Source organism: Pseudomonas abietaniphila, assembly GCF_039697315.1.
GTDB lineage: Bacteria > Pseudomonadota > Gammaproteobacteria > Pseudomonadales > Pseudomonadaceae > Aquipseudomonas > Aquipseudomonas abietaniphila_B.
Genome location: NZ_CP155619.1, coordinates 3,298,272 through 3,313,930, shown reverse-complemented (window position 1 = coordinate 3,313,930; position 15,659 = coordinate 3,298,272). Strand labels below are relative to the sequence as shown.

16 protein-coding genes are annotated in these 15,659 nt (G+C 60.5%); 5 read left to right on the top strand and 11 right to left on the bottom strand.

What is annotated here, in order from left to right:
* Positions 1 to 108: 108 nt before the first annotated feature.
* A complete protein-coding gene (locus ABDX87_RS14765; protein ID WP_346828552.1) occupies positions 109 to 2,019 on the bottom strand; it encodes an ATP-binding cassette domain-containing protein in 1,911 nt (636 codons plus the stop codon).
* A gap of 46 nt (positions 2,020 to 2,065) precedes the next feature.
* Here ABDX87_RS14765 and ABDX87_RS14760 point away from each other — a divergent pair, with 46 nt between their 5' ends.
* The gene (locus ABDX87_RS14760) at positions 2,066 to 2,533 is read left to right on the top strand and encodes a TIGR02444 family protein (RefSeq protein ID WP_346828551.1); all 468 of its coding nucleotides are present in this window, start codon (positions 2,066 to 2,068) and stop codon (positions 2,531 to 2,533) included.
* On the opposite strand, the gene ABDX87_RS14755 is transcribed toward ABDX87_RS14760, so the two are convergent.
* Entirely contained in the window at positions 2,530 to 3,648 is a 1,119-nt protein-coding gene (locus tag ABDX87_RS14755; RefSeq protein WP_346828550.1) for an AlgP family protein, read from the bottom strand. The genes ABDX87_RS14760 and ABDX87_RS14755 overlap by 4 nt on opposite strands.
* Before the next feature lie 181 nt (positions 3,649 to 3,829).
* Between ABDX87_RS14755 and ABDX87_RS14750 the strand changes: the two genes are divergently transcribed.
* Positions 3,830 to 4,507: an FKBP-type peptidyl-prolyl cis-trans isomerase gene (locus ABDX87_RS14750; protein ID WP_346828549.1), complete on the top strand. Its 678-nt coding sequence runs from the start codon at positions 3,830 to 3,832 to the stop codon at positions 4,505 to 4,507.
* A 65-nt stretch (positions 4,508 to 4,572) separates the two neighbouring features.
* Here the strand turns inward: ABDX87_RS14750 and rsd are convergent, their stop codons facing one another.
* From rsd to ABDX87_RS14710, 8 genes are all read right to left on the bottom strand, one after another.
* A complete protein-coding gene (gene rsd / locus ABDX87_RS14745; RefSeq protein ID WP_346828548.1) occupies positions 4,573 to 5,031 on the bottom strand; it encodes a sigma D regulator in 459 nt (152 codons plus the stop codon).
* A gap of 183 nt (positions 5,032 to 5,214) precedes the next feature.
* Complete coding sequence (locus ABDX87_RS14740; RefSeq protein WP_346828547.1) at positions 5,215 to 5,742, bottom strand: disulfide bond formation protein B; 528 nt, start codon at positions 5,740 to 5,742, stop codon at positions 5,215 to 5,217.
* 247 nt (positions 5,743 to 5,989) lie between these two features.
* Complete coding sequence (locus ABDX87_RS14735; protein ID WP_346828546.1) at positions 5,990 to 7,237, bottom strand: heme biosynthesis HemY N-terminal domain-containing protein; 1,248 nt, start codon at positions 7,235 to 7,237, stop codon at positions 5,990 to 5,992.
* Positions 7,234 to 8,376 carry a uroporphyrinogen-III C-methyltransferase gene (locus ABDX87_RS14730; protein WP_346828545.1) on the bottom strand — a complete coding sequence of 381 codons (1,143 nt, stop codon included), beginning with the start codon at positions 8,374 to 8,376 and terminating at the stop codon, positions 7,234 to 7,236. Before ABDX87_RS14730 ends, ABDX87_RS14735 begins: the two co-directional genes overlap by 4 nt.
* A gap of 51 nt (positions 8,377 to 8,427) precedes the next feature.
* A complete protein-coding gene (locus ABDX87_RS14725; protein ID WP_346828544.1) occupies positions 8,428 to 9,201 on the bottom strand; it encodes a uroporphyrinogen-III synthase in 774 nt (257 codons plus the stop codon).
* On the bottom strand, positions 9,198 to 10,139 hold the full coding sequence (gene hemC, locus ABDX87_RS14720; RefSeq protein ID WP_346828543.1) for a hydroxymethylbilane synthase: 942 nt from the start codon (positions 10,137 to 10,139) through the stop codon (positions 9,198 to 9,200). Before hemC ends, ABDX87_RS14725 begins: the two co-directional genes overlap by 4 nt.
* 281 nt (positions 10,140 to 10,420) lie before the next feature.
* Positions 10,421 to 11,167, bottom strand: coding sequence for a LytR/AlgR family response regulator transcription factor (locus ABDX87_RS14715; RefSeq protein WP_074754601.1), 747 nt, complete (start codon positions 11,165 to 11,167; stop codon positions 10,421 to 10,423).
* Positions 11,164 to 12,243, bottom strand: coding sequence for a sensor histidine kinase (locus tag ABDX87_RS14710; RefSeq protein WP_346833520.1), 1,080 nt, complete (start codon positions 12,241 to 12,243; stop codon positions 11,164 to 11,166). The genes ABDX87_RS14715 and ABDX87_RS14710 overlap by 4 nt, the downstream gene beginning before the upstream one ends.
* A gap of 158 nt (positions 12,244 to 12,401) precedes the next feature.
* Between ABDX87_RS14710 and argH the strand changes: the two genes are divergently transcribed.
* On the top strand, positions 12,402 to 13,796 hold the full coding sequence (argH, locus tag ABDX87_RS14705) for an argininosuccinate lyase (RefSeq protein ID WP_346828542.1): 1,395 nt from the start codon (positions 12,402 to 12,404) through the stop codon (positions 13,794 to 13,796).
* 44 nt (positions 13,797 to 13,840) lie between these two features.
* Here the strand turns inward: argH and ABDX87_RS14700 are convergent, their stop codons facing one another.
* The gene (locus ABDX87_RS14700; RefSeq protein WP_346828541.1) at positions 13,841 to 14,509 is read right to left on the bottom strand and encodes a glutathione S-transferase family protein; all 669 of its coding nucleotides are present in this window, start codon (positions 14,507 to 14,509) and stop codon (positions 13,841 to 13,843) included.
* A 183-nt stretch (positions 14,510 to 14,692) separates the two neighbouring features.
* On the opposite strand from ABDX87_RS14700, the gene ABDX87_RS14695 reads away from it, so the two are divergent.
* Positions 14,693 to 14,983 carry a hypothetical protein gene (locus ABDX87_RS14695; RefSeq protein WP_346828540.1) on the top strand — a complete coding sequence of 97 codons (291 nt, stop codon included), beginning with the start codon at positions 14,693 to 14,695 and terminating at the stop codon, positions 14,981 to 14,983.
* A 328-nt stretch (positions 14,984 to 15,311) separates the two neighbouring features.
* Positions 15,312 to 15,560, top strand: a complete 249-nt coding sequence (locus ABDX87_RS14690; protein WP_346828539.1) for a TIGR02647 family protein — start codon at positions 15,312 to 15,314, stop codon at positions 15,558 to 15,560.
* The last annotated feature ends 99 nt before the right edge of the window (positions 15,561 to 15,659 follow it).

The window sequence follows — 15,659 nt, the reverse complement described above, 5'->3', positions numbered from 1 at the left end:
TAACTGTTGTGGCGAGTTGGCAGATAGCTGTGCGGGTCCAGAGCAAACGCTGGTCCGGCCCGCAGAGGTTAGAAAGCGCGCCCATCGTCAGCAAACGCCAACGTCAGGTCAGGAAAGCGCTTCCAGCTCGGCCTGCATCGACTCCAGAAGTTCGAGCGCCTCCATCCACGCCTCTTCAAGCTCGGACTCGCGGGTTTTCAGCTTGGCCTGATCCGCCAGCAGGTCACGAAGCTTGTCCTTGTTGGCCGCCTCGTAAATCGCGCTGTCGCCCAGCGCTGATTCGATCTTCGCCAGTTTCTCGTGCAAGGTGCCGAGTTCTTTTTCCAGCTTCTCGGCTTCGCGCTTGTGCGGGGCCAATTGCTGGCGCAACGCAGCGGCCTGCTGACGCTGGGCTTTTTTGTCGGTCTTGTCGGCATTCACCGGCGTGTTGCTGACCGGCGCATTACGCAGGCGGTAATCCACCAGCCAGCGCGCGTAGTCATCCAGGTCGCCATCGAACTCCTGCACGACGCCATCGGCGACCAGCATGAAGTTGTCGGTGGTGCTCTTGAGCAGATGACGATCGTGAGAGACCACCAATACCGCGCCGCTGAACTCTTGCAGCGCCATGGTCAACGCCAGACGCATTTCCAGGTCCAGGTGGTTGGTCGGTTCGTCGAGCAGCAACAGGTTTGGCCTTTCCCATGCAATCAACGCCAGCGCCAGACGGGCTTTCTCGCCGCCCGAGAAATTCAGCACCGGCTCGTCCAGTCGAGCGCCGCGGAAGTCAAAGCCGCCGAGGAAGTCGCGCAGGGTCTGCTCACGCTCCGTGGGGGCGATCCGCTGCAAATGCAGCAGCGGGCTGGCCTTGGCATCGAGCGAATCCAGCTGGTGCTGAGCAAAGTAACCGACGACGGTGTTTTCGCCACGCACCATGCGCCCGCTCAACGGCTCGAGTTCGCCCGCCAGGTTTTTGATCAGCGTGGACTTACCGGCGCCGTTGGGGCCGAGCAAGCCGATCCGCGCACCGGGGGTGAGCTGAAGTTTGACCTTCTGCAAAACCGTCTTGTCGCCGTAGCCCAGGCTGGCTTCAGACAGATCCAGCAAAGGGCTGGAGATCTTGCTGGATTCGCGGAAGGTGAAATCAAACGGCGAATCGACGTGCGCCGCCGACAGTTCTTCCATGCGCTCAAGGGCCTTGATCCGGCTCTGCGCCTGCTTGGCCTTGGTGGCCTGAGCCTTGAAGCGCGTGATGAATTTCTCCATGTGCGCGCGCTGTGCCTGCTGCTTCTCGTACGCCTGCTGTTGCTGGGCGAGGCGTTCGGCACGAGCGCGCTCGAAGGCGCTGTAGCCGCCGCGATAAAGCGTGATCTTTTTCTGCTCGACGTGGGCGACATGATCGACCACCGCGTCGAGAAAATCCCGGTCGTGGGAGATCAGCAGCAACGTGCCCGGATAGCTCTTCAAATGGTCTTCAAGCCAAAGAATGGCGTCGAGGTCCAGGTGGTTGGTCGGTTCGTCGAGCAGCAACAGGTCCGATGGGCACATCAGGGCCTGCGCCAGGTTCAGACGCATACGCCAGCCACCGGAGAAGTCGCCGACCTGCCGGTCCATTTGCTCATTGGTGAACCCCAGACCCGCCAGTAGCTTGCGTGCCCGAGCATCCGCCGTGTAGCCATCGGCGCTGTCGAGCTCCGAGTGCAGACGCGCCTGAGCGGCCCCGTCGTGAGCGGCTTCGGCAGCGCCCAGATCACGCTGCACCTGGCGCAGACGCAGGTCGCCGTCAAGGACGTAATCCACGGCCAGGCGATCGAGCGTGTCGACCTCCTGACGCATGTGCGCGATACGCCAGTCGGCAGGCAGCGAGCAATCGCCGTTGTCGGGGGACAGTTCACCCCGCAGCAACGCGAACAGGCTGGATTTGCCGGCGCCATTCGCGCCGATGAGGCCGGCTTTCTGGCCGGCGTGCAGAGTCAGCTCGGCGTCTTCTAGCAGACGTTGCGGACCACGCTGTAAGGTAAGGCTTTGAAGTCTGATCATAATGGCGGCGGAGTCTACCAGCTTCGCCCAAAACAGGTAGATGACGATGCCTTCGGACCTATGGAGTTTCACGCTAGATTTTTACGCGCGCCCGGGGGTTGAGCAGGCGTGCCTCACCCTGCAAGCCCACGGCGGCAATGTCTGCGCGCTGCTGTGCGGGGTCTGGCTGGATCAGTTGGGCGTTCCATTAAACCCGCAAAGGGCGGAGGAAATCAGACAATTGGCGACCCCGTGGCACGATCAGGTGGTCGGGCCGTTGAGAGCGTTGCGCACACAATGGAAAGCTGCAACGACGACCGACGTCGAACTTGGTGCCTTGCGTGACCGGCTGAAGGGGCTGGAACTGGATGCAGAGCGTGAGCTGCTGGTGAGGTTGCAACGCTTGACTCAGGACTGGCCTGAGCAAGCTGCGCACACGCCTGGCGCGTGGCTGGAAGCGCTCGCAGGCGATGCCGCCAACAAAGCCCCCGACGCGCTGCACATCGTGCGGCGCGCCGGGGAAGACCTTGCTTAGGTAGCGCTGTTCGAGGTCGAGCCGGTCACTGGAGCGGCGGCTGGCGTAACCGGCGCAACGGGAGTGGTGGTCGAAGTCGAGGCTGCCGGAGCAGGCGTCGCTGGCTTGGCAGCAGTAGCAGCTGCCGGAGTGGCCGGCTTGGCTGCAGGTTTTGTCGCAGGCTTGGCGGCTGGCTTTGCAGCGGCAGGCTTGGCAGTCGCAGGCTTCGCTGCAGCGGGCTTGGCCGCAGGTTTCGCTGCAGCGGTTGCTGCTTTGGCAGCCGGTTTGGCGGCAGCAGGTTTCGCCGGGGCCTTGGCAGGAGCAGATTTGGCAGCAGCGCTTGCCGCGGGTTTGGCCGCGGGTGCTTTAGCGGCTGGTTTGGCGGCAGGCTTGGCAGCTGCGGGTTTTGCAGCGGCAGTTTTCGCTGGAGCCTTGGCAGCAACCGGTGCCTTGGCGGCAGGCTTGGCGGCAGGTTTGCTCGCAGCTTTGGCAGCAGGTTTAGCGGCTGTTTTAGCAGCGACAGGTGCCTTGGCGGCAGCGGGTTTGGCGGCTGCGGTCTTGGCAGCTGTGGCTTTAACCGGTGCTTTGGCCGCTGGCTTGGCTGCAGGTTTTGCTGCTGCGGTTTTAGCAGGTGCTTTAGCCGCTGGCTTGGCAGCGGCTTTGACAGGTGCTTTCGCAGGGGTCTTGGCAGCAACCGCTTTGGCAACAGGTTTTGTCGTCGCCTTGGCTTTGGCTGCGCGATCGCTCAGCGCCTTACCCACGGCTTCTTTCACACGACCCACACCTTGCGCCAGCTTCAGGCTTTCCTGAGCATCGCGCTTAAGGTTGAGGATGTAAGTGCGGGTTTCGGTCTGACGATCTTTCAGCGCATCGAGCAGCGTTTCGAGTTCGCCCACGCTGCTTTTGGCTTTGGCTTGTGCCTTGGCTTTACCGGCAGTGGCGGCGTCCTGGAGCTTGGTGCGGGACTTGTGCAGTTTTTCCTGAGCTCTACCGCGTTGTTTTTCAAGCTTGGCGAGCAGCTTTTCGGCATCGGCCAGCGCTTGAGAGCAGGCATCTTCAAGATGTTCGAGCAAGCTGCTCGAGAGTTGTTGGAGCAAATGCAACGGAGTGTTTACTGGCTTCTTGGTGGCCGACATGACTTACCTCCTGGCTGATTTGAATGCGGCTCATACTAGACCTCTGCCCGCACCGCCGCTAGCGCATCTTGACACTGCAAATTACGCTCTGTTGCAACGGGGGAAAAATCCCTTCACATCATCATCACATTAAGCACTCGGCGCTGGCATAATCGCTCACTTCCCAGGCCGGAGAGCATTCATGTCGCGCTACTTGTTAATGTCGTTGTTCCTCTTGGTACCCCTTGCTCACGCGGCCGACGCTCCACCTTCCGACAACGCACATGACCTGTCGTACAGCCTGGGGGCAAGCCTGGGCGAGCGCTTGCGCCAGGAGGCTCCGGACCTGCAATTGCCGGCATTGATCGAAGGCTTGCAGCAGGCTTATCAAAACAAGCCGCTGGCGATAAAGCAGGAGCGCATGGAGCAGATCCTCAGTGATCATGACGCCGCCCTGGCCCAGGCCGAAAACTCCGGTCAGTCCGAACCGCAGACCGAAGCCGCGCTGAAGGAAGAGCGCCGCTTCATGGACGCTGAAAAAGCCAAACCCGGTGTGCGCCAACTCGCCGACGGCATCCTGATGACCGAGCTGACCCCAGGCACCGGCCCCAAGCCAGACATCAACGGTCGCGTCCAGGTGAAATACGTCGGACGTCTGCCTGACGGCACGATCTTCGATCAGAGCCAGCAGCCTCAGTGGTTTCGTCTGGACAGCGTGATCGCAGGCTGGACCACCGCGCTGGTCGACATGCCCGTCGGCGCGAAATGGAGACTGGTCATTCCGTCGGCCCAGGCGTATGGCGCCGAAGGCGCGGGCGACCTGATCGACCCGTACACGCCACTGGTGTTCGAGATCGAGCTGATTGCCGTATCGCAGTAGCAAACTCGTTTTACAGGCAATAAAAAAGGGTGCCCAAGGCACCCTTTTTTGCATCGCCCAACAGGTCAGGCCTGAACTGCATCCTGTTCCTTGTGCGCGTTGTGCAGCACTTCGATCAGGCAGTCTTCGAGTTCGAAGCGCTCGTGCAGCAATCCGCCCAGCTCCTTGAATTTCTCGGCGACACATTTTCCTTCATCGCAGAGATCGTTGAACGCCAACAGCTTTTCAGTGATGACATCGATACGCGGATAGATCGTGTCGGCAAGTTCAAGACCGCGCTGGTCGTTGAAGGCTTTCGCCTCGCCGGTAAGCTGCTCGTAGATTTCGAAATGACCTGCCGACACGTAGTCGACCAAGGTGCCGCAGAATTCCTGCAACGGCTTGCGGGTTGCGGACAAGGCGTCCGGCGCCGCGCCCAGATCATCGTAAGCCTTGATCAGCTCGTTGCGCTCCAGCAGCCAACGATCAATCAGCTTGTGAACCCCACCCCAGCGTTCCTGAGCGTTCTGACAACTTTCCAGCATGATGTTCTCTCTTCCCTTCAGGGGCATGCTGCCTTGAAACGCTTCACGATCCGGCCCGATGCTTATGAAAACCGGCTCTGAAAAACGTCGACAGCAGCATTATTCCGATGATGCGTGCGGCCCAGATTATGCCCGCTCGACCAGGCCTTCAAGGTACGCAGGAGATAAAGTTCATACAAGCGTTTAATCCAGCGCCCCGATATCCATTGATCCGGATCGACGAAATTCGATGATCAGGTAGTACAACGCGAACAGGCTCAGGCCAGTGAACGCCAGCAGACTCCACTCTGGAATGCTGATGCCGAAGAGTGACCAGGTGATTTCGGAGCAGTCAGCGTGGCCAGCCAGAATCTCACCAATGACGGTCAGGAAGGGCATGGTGTCGAGCATGGTCTGCAGATTCCCCAGACACGAGGCGATGTCTTCAGGCGGCGACGCCTGTAACCATACCTGCCGCGCCGCTGTTGCCACGCCAGCCAGCGAGACCACCACCAGCGCGGCGGAATAGAGACGCCAGCCCCTGCGCTGTGGAGAGTGCGTCGCAGCCACCAGGGAGACAGCGGCAAACAACCCGAAAAGAACGCGCTGCACCAGGCATAACGGGCATGGCGCAAAGACGACCACGCGCTCTAGATACATGGCAGCTCCCACAATCGATACGCAGGCGAAAAACGCCAGAAAAAACAAGGAGCGCGTGCGGGCCAGATGCATGGAAAATCCGTAACAAAAGACGAAGGCGGTACGGTAGAGGAAAGCGAGACCCGCTTTCAAGGCAACCGGGGGAGGATATTTCTTAGTTTGTGTAGGGATTTACCGACCACAGCCATAGGAAAATATACCTATAGGCGCAGGACAGGAATAAAACCCTCAGAGAGTGCGAGAAGGATCCCACAGGTCATGGGGAAACGTTAACAAAAAGGCCCTGTAAGGGCCTTTTGTGTGTCGCGCACGCCAGAGGTCATGCACGCGCCAACGCCGGAAGCGGGCGAGCCAATAAACGCTCATCGAGCAAGCCCAATCCTTCCTGAAAAAGCTGGTTGCTGCGGTCGGTTTCACCCAGCTGCCCCAGCAAACGCGCCAGCTCGGCGCACGCTTCCGGGTTGCGCTGCAAACGCAGACTCGCTTCCAGATAATCACGGGCCTTGCCCCACAAACTGCTCTGCAGGCAGAGACGGCCGAGGGTCAACAGCAAGCCCGGATCGTCAGGGTGATTTTTCAGCCAGCCTTCAGCGGTCTGCAGCTGTTTACCGGAATCGCTGCCCCGCACCAGACCGTACAGACGCGCCAGATGCGCGTTGTACTCACGCTTCATTGCCGTGCGAAGGACCTCTTCCGCCTGGACATCGGCGCCGTGCCGACGCAACTGCTCGGCATACGCCAGGATCAACGCGGGTTCTTGACGCTGCGCCGATGTCAGCTGCTGCCAGGCTTTTTCAAGCGCAGGCAAGCCCGCCGGGGCGCTCTCGCCCTCCACGCCTCGATAGGCCGCGAGTGACAGGTTCTCCCCCCACGCCCGCTTTTCGAGTTCCGCCAGTTCCTGGGCGGGCAGGACCTTGTCCTTGCGCAGCTCGGGCATCAGGCGAATCAGCTCGGACCATTCGCCACGCTGACGGTAGAGGCGCTGCAACTGACGCAGCACCTGAGGGTTGTGCGGATGACGCTCCTGCATGGCCTGCAAGGTCGTCAACGCACCCTCGCTGTCGCCACGGTCAAGTTGCAACTGCGCGTGGTTCAGCGCGATGGCCAGCTCTGCATGAGGCTGTCGTTCAAGCGCGCGCTCCAGCAAATTATCGCTTTCTTCGTAACGACCCTGCTCATTGGCCGCACGTGCGGCGCCGAGGTAATAGAGCAGCGGTTGAGGCTCCGCTTCGGCAGCGCGATGCAGATGACGTTGAGCACTCGCCCAGCGGCCTTCTGCAAGGTCCATCTGACCCTGTTCGATCGCCACCTGAACGCGACGACTGCGGTTGCGACGCGACCACGGATTCACCACACCGCCTGACGTCGTCAGCAGCCTCACCAGACCGCGAACGAGCCAGACCAACACTACGAGCGCGACCAGCAGCGCTAACGCGGCCCAGAGACTGGATTCGTAACGGAAGCCGTCATAGGCGATCAGCACGTATCCGGCATGCCGTGAAATGGCGAGGCCCACGAGCGCCGCGACGACGATCACGAAGAAGACAATCACATAGGCGCGCTTCATGGCTGACTCCCGGGCTGCGCCCCGTCAGCCTGTTTGTCCAGCGCCCCGCCCACCGGCGTGTGTCGTTGCTCGAGATAAGCCTGCACCGCGCTCAGACTTGGCGCCAGGTCCGGGGTCACCACCGACACGGGCTTCTTCGCCAGTTCGTCCAGACGCTCACCCAGCATTTTGCTCTGCGGATTGTCCTTGTTGAAATTGGCATCCAGCACGCTTCGCGCCTCGGTCACCGCCTTGGCATAAACCTCGGACTCGCCGTTGAGCGCAGCCCATTGTGCCTGTTCAAGCGCCAGGCTCAGCGCCAGCCGCACCTGAGTCAGACTCTGCCCGGCCAACAGCGGCCGAATGTTCTTGTCAGCATGGAAATCGATACGGATGTATTGGGAAATCTTGTCCCACCAGGTCGCCCAGTAACTGTCCCCAGTGCCGTCGGTCAGGCCGAACAGGGATTCACCCTTGTCCTTGTATTCCGGCGCCAGCGCATTCAGCTGAGCGGCCTGATCGCGCAGGGCGGCCAGCTGCAGGAACAGCCCGGTCCGGTCAGGTTGGTCAACGCTTTGCAGCGCCGCCAGACTCTTGGCCAACTGCTCGCGTGCGGCGAATGCACCCGGATCGTCCTGCTCGCGGAGGATCTCGTCGGCGCCCTGAACCAGCGCCTGCGCGCTGTTAATGTCTTGCAGCGCGGACAATCGCAGGCTCGCCAGACGCAGCAGGTGCTCAGCCTCGGCCAGGCGCCAGTCCTTACGGCTGGCACCCAGAACGGTTTCCACACGCTGACTCAAACGCTGCTGATCACCTTGCAGCTGAGTGACCAGTCGACGGCGATCTTCCAGCTCTTGAGCGGGGGGCAGTTGCGCCAGCCGAGCCGCCAGTTGCTGCTCGCTCTGTTGCAGGCTCCGGGTCTGGGAAGCGACGTCTTCCAGCTGGCCGGACTGTTGCTGATGGCCAGACTGGATCGCCCGCAACTGCCACACGCTCCAGCCACCGACCGCTACGCCGGCAGCGCCCAGCAACAGTGCCAGGATGGCCAGACCATTACCGCCGCGACGGCTGGAAGGTTCTTTTTGCGCTGGATCCGGCAGGGGCTGAGGTTTCGCCAGTACCGGTTCAACGTCATCTTTTGGCAAGACTGTTTCGCTCACGTATCCATCCTTTGCATTTGGGCGTAATCGCGTAATCCGACCCGACGATCATTACGCCTGGGAAGCAGGCTCGGGGTGTTCCCGCAACGCTGCCAGCAAGGCCGAAGCACTGGCGCCACGGCAGTCCACTACAGTCAAAGCCCCGGCGTTGCGCGCCAGTTCAGCGACCCGAGGGCTCGGTACGAATAAAGGCAACCGCGCAAGATCAGGCCAGGCATCGCCCGCCAGTTCGCGCAGATGTTGAAAACCCTGTCCACTGCTGACCACCAGCCCGTTCAAGCGTTCCGCCTCGACCCGCTGCGGCAGGGCGAAAGCGGGATAAATCGGCCGATGACGGCGGTACAACGGCAGATAATCGACAGTAACACCCCGTTCGCGCAAGCGCTCAGCCAACAATTCGCGACCGTCTTCGCCGCGCATGATCAGCACTTTAGGGTCGTAACCGGAAATGGCTTTCTGAAGCTGCGCAAGGTCGAGCAATGCTTCACTGTCGTCGCCCTGCTCGGGGAAAAATACACGCAGGCCATAGTCATCGAGAATCTGCGCAGTGGCTGCCCCGACGGTAAACCAGTCCTGCATCGGCGGTTGCGGCCAGACCTCGTCGACCATTTCCAGGCCCAACCGTGCAGCGGGCTTGCTGACGACAATAACGGCGCAATAGGCCGCGAGGTTGTAAATGATCGACCGATTTTCTTCAGAGACCGGCAGCGGCTCGATCTCCAGCAGCGGCAGGCTGGTGCTGAACACACCTTCATCTGCCAGCACCTGCGCGAGCGCTTGCGACTCTTCAGCCGGGCGCGTCAGCAGCAAACGCCAACCCCTCACTCCTCGCCCGCCTCGCCGTACACCGCCTTGAGAATCTTCGCGGCGCCCTGTTCGAGCAGCGCCTCGGCAACCTGAACGCCCAACGCCTGTGCGTCGGCCTGCGGTGCCCGAGCCTCGGCACGAAGGAGCAGACTGCCCGCAGGATCGCCCACCAGGCCACGCAACCACAGCTCATCGTTTTCCAACACCGCATAACAGGCAATCGGCACCTGGCAGCCACCGTTAAGGTGTTTGTTGAGCGCGCGTTCGGCCGTCACACGCATGGCGGTATCGGAATGATGAAGCGGGGCCAGCAGCGCATGCAGGTCGGTGTCGACACTGCGGCACTCGATGCCGACAGCACCTTGCCCACCCGCAGGCAAGCTGTGTTCGATGCTGATGGCGGACGTGATGCGGTCCTCGAATCCCAGACGGATCAGGCCAGCAGCGGCCAGGATGATGGCGTCATATTCACCCGCGTCCAGCTTGGCCAGACGCGTGTTGACGTTGCCCCGGAGAAAGTTGATTTTCAGATCCGGCCGGCGCGCCAGCAGCTGAGTCTGACGACGCAGACTCGATGTGCCGACGATGCTACCGGCAGGCAGTTCGTCGAGGCTGGCGAATGTGTTGGAGACGAACGCGTCGCGCGGGTCTTCCCGCTCGCAGATACAGAAGAGCCCGAGGCCCTGGGGGAAATCCATCGGCACGTCTTTCATCGAATGCACGGCGATGTCCGCCTCGTCTTCCAGCAGCGCGGTTTCCAGCTCTTTGACGAACAGGCCCTTGCCGCCGATTTTCGACAACGGCGAGTCCAGCAGCTTGTCACCGCGACTGACCATTGGAACCAGGGTCACGAGCAGGCCTGGATGAGCGTCTTGCAGACGAGCCTTGACGTACTCGGCCTGCCAGAGGGCCAGTGCGCTTTTGCGCGTAGCGATGCGGATTTCGCGAGAGGACATGGATCAATCCGTACTGAGTGAATGCGGCGGATAATAACAGCTCGGCCCAATCCGGCCGAACGACTGTCTTCAATCTGCGCGCATCATCGCTTCAATCGACCCACGGATACCATGCGACGGCGTGTCGCCTCCGGACTGCTCGTTGCCTGACACACCTGTGAGAGCCAATTTATTCGCGAAAGATAGGGCGGTCGATAGAGATATTTGGGCTGTACCGCCGCATCGCGAATGAATTCGCTCCCACAGATCATGTTTACAGCCAGCACATTCGCGCGCCGCGCTTACAGCTGCTGCATCATCTTGCGCACGCCGGCCACGTGCCTGCGGCTGACGATCAGCGCATCGCCGTTTAGCCCTTTGAGGAACAACTGAAAGTGCCCCAAAGGCGTACGCTGCAAGCGCTCGATGCGATCACGCGCCACCAGCGCGTTCCGGTGGATACGCACGAAGCGATCGCCGAACTCGTCTTCCAGCGCCTTGAGTGGCTCATCGAGCAGCACTTCGCCGTCCTCGTGGCGCAGGGTCACGTACTTGTGGTCGGCGATGAAATAGATCACATGATCCAGCGGAATCAGCTCGATACCTTTGCGCGTACGCGCACTGATATGGCTGCGTGGACCATTGCCACTTTCGGCAGCGGGCCGTGTCATGGCCGCCAACTGCACGCGGTTCGGCCGTTCAGCCTTGCGTAAGGCTTCAAGCAGGTTCTCCGGACGCACCGGTTTGACCAGGTAGCCCACGGCACTGACCTGAAAAGCCTCCAGGGCAAACTCATCGTGAGCGGTGCAGAACACCACCGCAGGTGGCGTATCGCGTTCGCATAATTTGGCTGCAACCTGCAGCCCATCAAGACCCGGCATGCGGATGTCGAGTAACACCACATCGGGTTTCAGACTATCGATCAGCGTCAAGGCTTCTTCGCCATTGGTGGCGCTGGGTTCAAGGACCCGATAACCCTCAAGATCACCGACCAGACGGCTCAGGCGATCGCGGGCTAGGGGTTCGTCATCAACGATCAGGACATTCATATTGCTCTGGCTTCCTGCGTGAGTCTCGCACAAGGATAGCGTAGACAGGTGAAGTGACGACCGTCACGGCGCTCCACGCTCAGACTCGCGAGAGGGCCAAAAAGTGCCGTAATGCGGGCGCCGATATTTGCCAAGGCCTGTTGAGTGCCGCTTGAAGCCTGCCGATGGGCGACTTCTTCATAGGGATTACTGACACGCAATATGAATACTCCCCGTTCATAGTCCGCCTCGACCCTGACCACCCCGCCTTCCACGCGGGGCGCAATCCCATAGATCAACGCGTTCTCAAGTAATGGCTGCAAGGTTAGCTGGGGAATCGGCAAGTCGTCGGGAATTGCACTGACGTCCCAGTCCAACTGTAGACGCTCGCCAAGTCGATATTGCTCAATCGATAGATAACGTTTGGCCAACGCCAGCTCTTCGCGCCACGTCGTCAGGCTTCCGGGCTTGCCCAGACTGGCGCGAAACAGGTCCGACAGGTCCAGCACCGCCTGCTCGGCCTTGCCCGGATCGCTGGTGACCAGGCTGGCAATGCTGTTGAGCGTGTTGAACAGAAAGTGCGGACGGATCCTTGCCTGCAAGGATTCGATTCTGGCCCGCAGCTCTGCCTGCTGCTGTTTGCGCCACTGACTCTGCAAATAAAAGTAGCGCAACATCAGCGCCGACATGATCAGCGCAATCATCGAATAGCGCAGATAACGTTCAACGTCCCCGTCGGATGTCGTGCCCACCAACTGGCAATAATCCGTGACCGCCGTGCACGCCAACGTCACGGCGACCACCAGCAGACAACCCAGGGTGCCTGCCAACCCTGCATTCAGGCGTGCCAGCCAGGGGCGCAAACCGCACAGCAGCGCGGCCGAAAGCAACACAATCCACTGAACGAACAGCGAGATCAGCGCGAGCCTGACCCAATCAAAACCAGGGTGCATGGGCTCTACGAGCACAAGCACTAAAACCAGCAGCTCCGCGAGCACGACCAGAACCAGCAGCGCCTGTGGGAGGCACAGTTCCGGAAGGAAGAACTCTTTGCCGGGCGAAGCGCTCTGGCCCGGATTATTGCGCTCGTTTTGCATGGTTCCAGTCTCTGCGCTCATACCCCGTCCGGCAAGCTGTCGGGAATAAAAAACCGGCAATACTGTTATCATCGCCCGCGCCATTTTAAAATGGGCCGCACCACTTCTTCATTCAAACCGTCATCAGTACAGTCATCAGCAGAGCAGCGAGCGAATCCATGAGCACCGACAAGACCAATCAGTCCTGGGGCGGCCGCTTCAGTGAACCCGTCGACGCCTTCGTCGCACGCTTCACCGCCTCCGTCACCTTCGATCAGCGCCTTTATCGCCACGACATCATGGGCTCCGTCGCCCACGCCACGATGCTGGCCAAGGTCGGCGTGCTGACCGATGCCGAGCGCGACACCATCATCGATGGCCTGAAGACCATTCAGGGCGAAATCGAGGCCGGCACCTTCGACTGGCGCGTGGATCTGGAAGACGTGCACATGAACATCGAAGCGCGTCTGACCGACCGCATCGGTATCACCGGCAAGAAGCTGCACACCGGTCGCAGCCGCAACGACCAGGTCGCGACCGACATTCGGTTGTGGCTGCGTGACGAGATCGATCTGATCCTGGCCGAGATCACCCGTTTGCAAGAAGGCCTGCTGGGCCTGGCAGAGCGCGAAGCCGACACGATCATGCCGGGCTTCACCCATCTGCAGACCGCGCAACCGGTGACCTTCGGGCATCACATGCTGGCCTGGTTCGAAATGCTCAGCCGCGATTTCGAGCGTCTGGTCGACTGCCGCAAACGCACCAATCGCATGCCATTGGGCAGCGCGGCGCTGGCGGGCACGACCTACCCGATCGACCGCGAGCTGACCTGCCAGTTGCTGGGCTTCGAAGCCGTCGGCGGCAACTCGCTGGACAGCGTGTCGGATCGCGACTTCGCCATCGAATTCTGCGCAGCCGCGAGCGTTGCGATGATGCACTTGTCGCGTTTCTCCGAAGAGCTGGTGCTGTGGACCAGCGCGCAATTCCAGTTCATTGATCTGCCGGACCGCTTCTGCACCGGCAGCTCGATCATGCCGCAAAAGAAAAACCCGGACGTGCCCGAGCTGGTGCGTGGCAAGAGTGGCCGCGTGTTCGGCGCCCTGATGGGCCTGCTGACCTTGATGAAGGGCCAGCCGCTGGCCTACAACAAGGACAATCAGGAAGACAAAGAGCCGCTGTTCGACGCCGCCGACACGCTGCGTGACTCGTTGCGCGCCTTTGCCGACATGATTCCGGCCATCAAGCCCAAGCACGCGATCATGCGTGAAGCTGCGCTGCGCGGCTTCTCGACCGCGACCGATCTGGCCGACTACCTGGTTCGCCGTGGCCTGCCGTTCCGTGATTGCCACGAGATCGTGGGGCATGCCGTGAAATACGGCGTGCAAACCGGTAAAGATCTGGCGGAAATGACACTGGATGAGCTGCGCCAGTTCAGTGACCAGATCGACCAGGACGTGTTTGCAGTGCTGACACTGGAAGGCTCGGTCAACGCCCGCGATCACATCGGCGGTACCGCGCCGGCTCAGGTCAAGGCTGCGGTGGCACGCGGCAAGCAATTGCTGGCTAGCCGTTAGGTCGACAGAAAGGGCGATGGCTGCGGTCATCGCCCCTTTTACCCTCAAGGCACAGCGACGGGGCGCACACGCTCCAGAAAAATCGGGAAATCAGCGTCTCGATCTGCCGCGACACGTTGTGCACAACGCCGGTCATTAAGCCTTTCCAGCAAACCCCTCGCCCCCGCGACTTCGTCCAGCAGATTCAAGCCGAACAACTGCTCCGCCACCTGCTGCGCCAGGTCCACGCTGTACATGAAGTAAATGTCCGCCAACGTAAACTCGGTGCCCGCCACATAGGGCGCAAACTGACCGCGACGCCCCAATGCGGCAAATCCCTTGATCAGATCCCGCCGGGCTTTGGCTTTCAGCGCCTCGGGCGTCGCTCGACCGCCAAACAACACTTCGACGTAACACAAGCGCGCTGGCAGCTCGATATACAGCTCGATCTCCTTGGCCATGGTCCACACCTGCGCCCGGGCGAATGGGTGGGCGGGTAAAAGCGGCGTCTGCGGATGGGTGTCTTCGAGATAACGCAGAATCACGTCGGTTTCGCTGATGAACCCGTCTGCGGTCTCCAGCACCGGGACTTTGCCTCGCGCGCTGACAGCGAGGGTTTCCGGGTTCTGGCAGCCATGCATCGAAACGACTTCAAACGGGATCTGCTTCTCCAGCAAAGCCAGTTTGACCATATTGAAATAGTTACTCGCGGCGAATCCGTAAAGCTTGAACATTCACAGGCCTCCTTGGCCCCTTAAGCGATCATTGCCACTCACATCGGCCTGTAAGGGCCGATCCAGAGCGGGACACACCCTATCAACCACGCTGCGCACGTGCGTTGACGTGCGTCATGCAGGCACCGGATCACACGGGGCCCGATTGCAGTTAAACTGCGGGCCTTTCCTGAGGAGTCCGCCATGAGCGACCGCATCGACAACGACGAAGAAGAGTTCGCTGAATCGACCCTGATCCAGGCCATCGAGAACCAGATCGAAAGTGACAACCCGCCTGCTGCCAAAGCCACATTCAACAAGCTGACCCTGGTCGGTTACGAGCGTGAAGACATTCTGGAAATGATGGCGCACGTACTGGCGGTGGAGATCGACGGTATTCTCGAAGACGACCGCCCGTTCAACACCGAGTGGTACGAGAAAGCCCTGCGCGCGCTGCCGGAACTGCCGCCGGGAGTGAAGCTGGAAGACGAGTAAAGCGCTTCTTAACTGGAGCTATGCGGCACCGCTGTGGGAGCGAATTCATTGGCGAAAAATCGTCCAGGCGACCGAGACACGTCGACTGTACCCACTAATCGCGAACAAGTTCGCTCCCACAGGTCCAGAGCCAGGCCTGAAGCCGACGGATGCCTGCCAGGTCGCAGAAGCGGGATCGTCACGCACCACCTGACGACCGGCCAGATACTTTCTGCAAAATCTCCAGACGCTAACTACACTCCAGGTGCCTCGCTGCCGCTTGACCTACGGGGCTGTCACGTCTGCGATTCGTTCGCCGTGTTTTCAATTAGAAAAGTCTGGAGCACCTATGTCGTTTACCCCTGAATTGGTTGCCGAACTGGAAATCCTGTCACTGTTCAATCTGCGCAATACCCAGGAGGGCCTTAAAGTCCACCATGTGGCTGCTCCCACCGCTGTTGCCGCTGCCAAACGACTCTTCGAAAAAGGCCTGACGACTCAGGTCGACGGAGGCTACCTGACCAGTCTGGGACTGGATGCCGCCGAGCATGCTCAATCGCTGCTGATCATTCTGAACACCGCCCAGGAAGCGGCCTGAAATCGTCGCGTCGCGAAACCTTTGCCAGGACGCATGAAATAAAGGTTTCGCGAGCCCTTCATTTATAAGATGCTGCGCCGATAAAATTCTGGCGCCAGA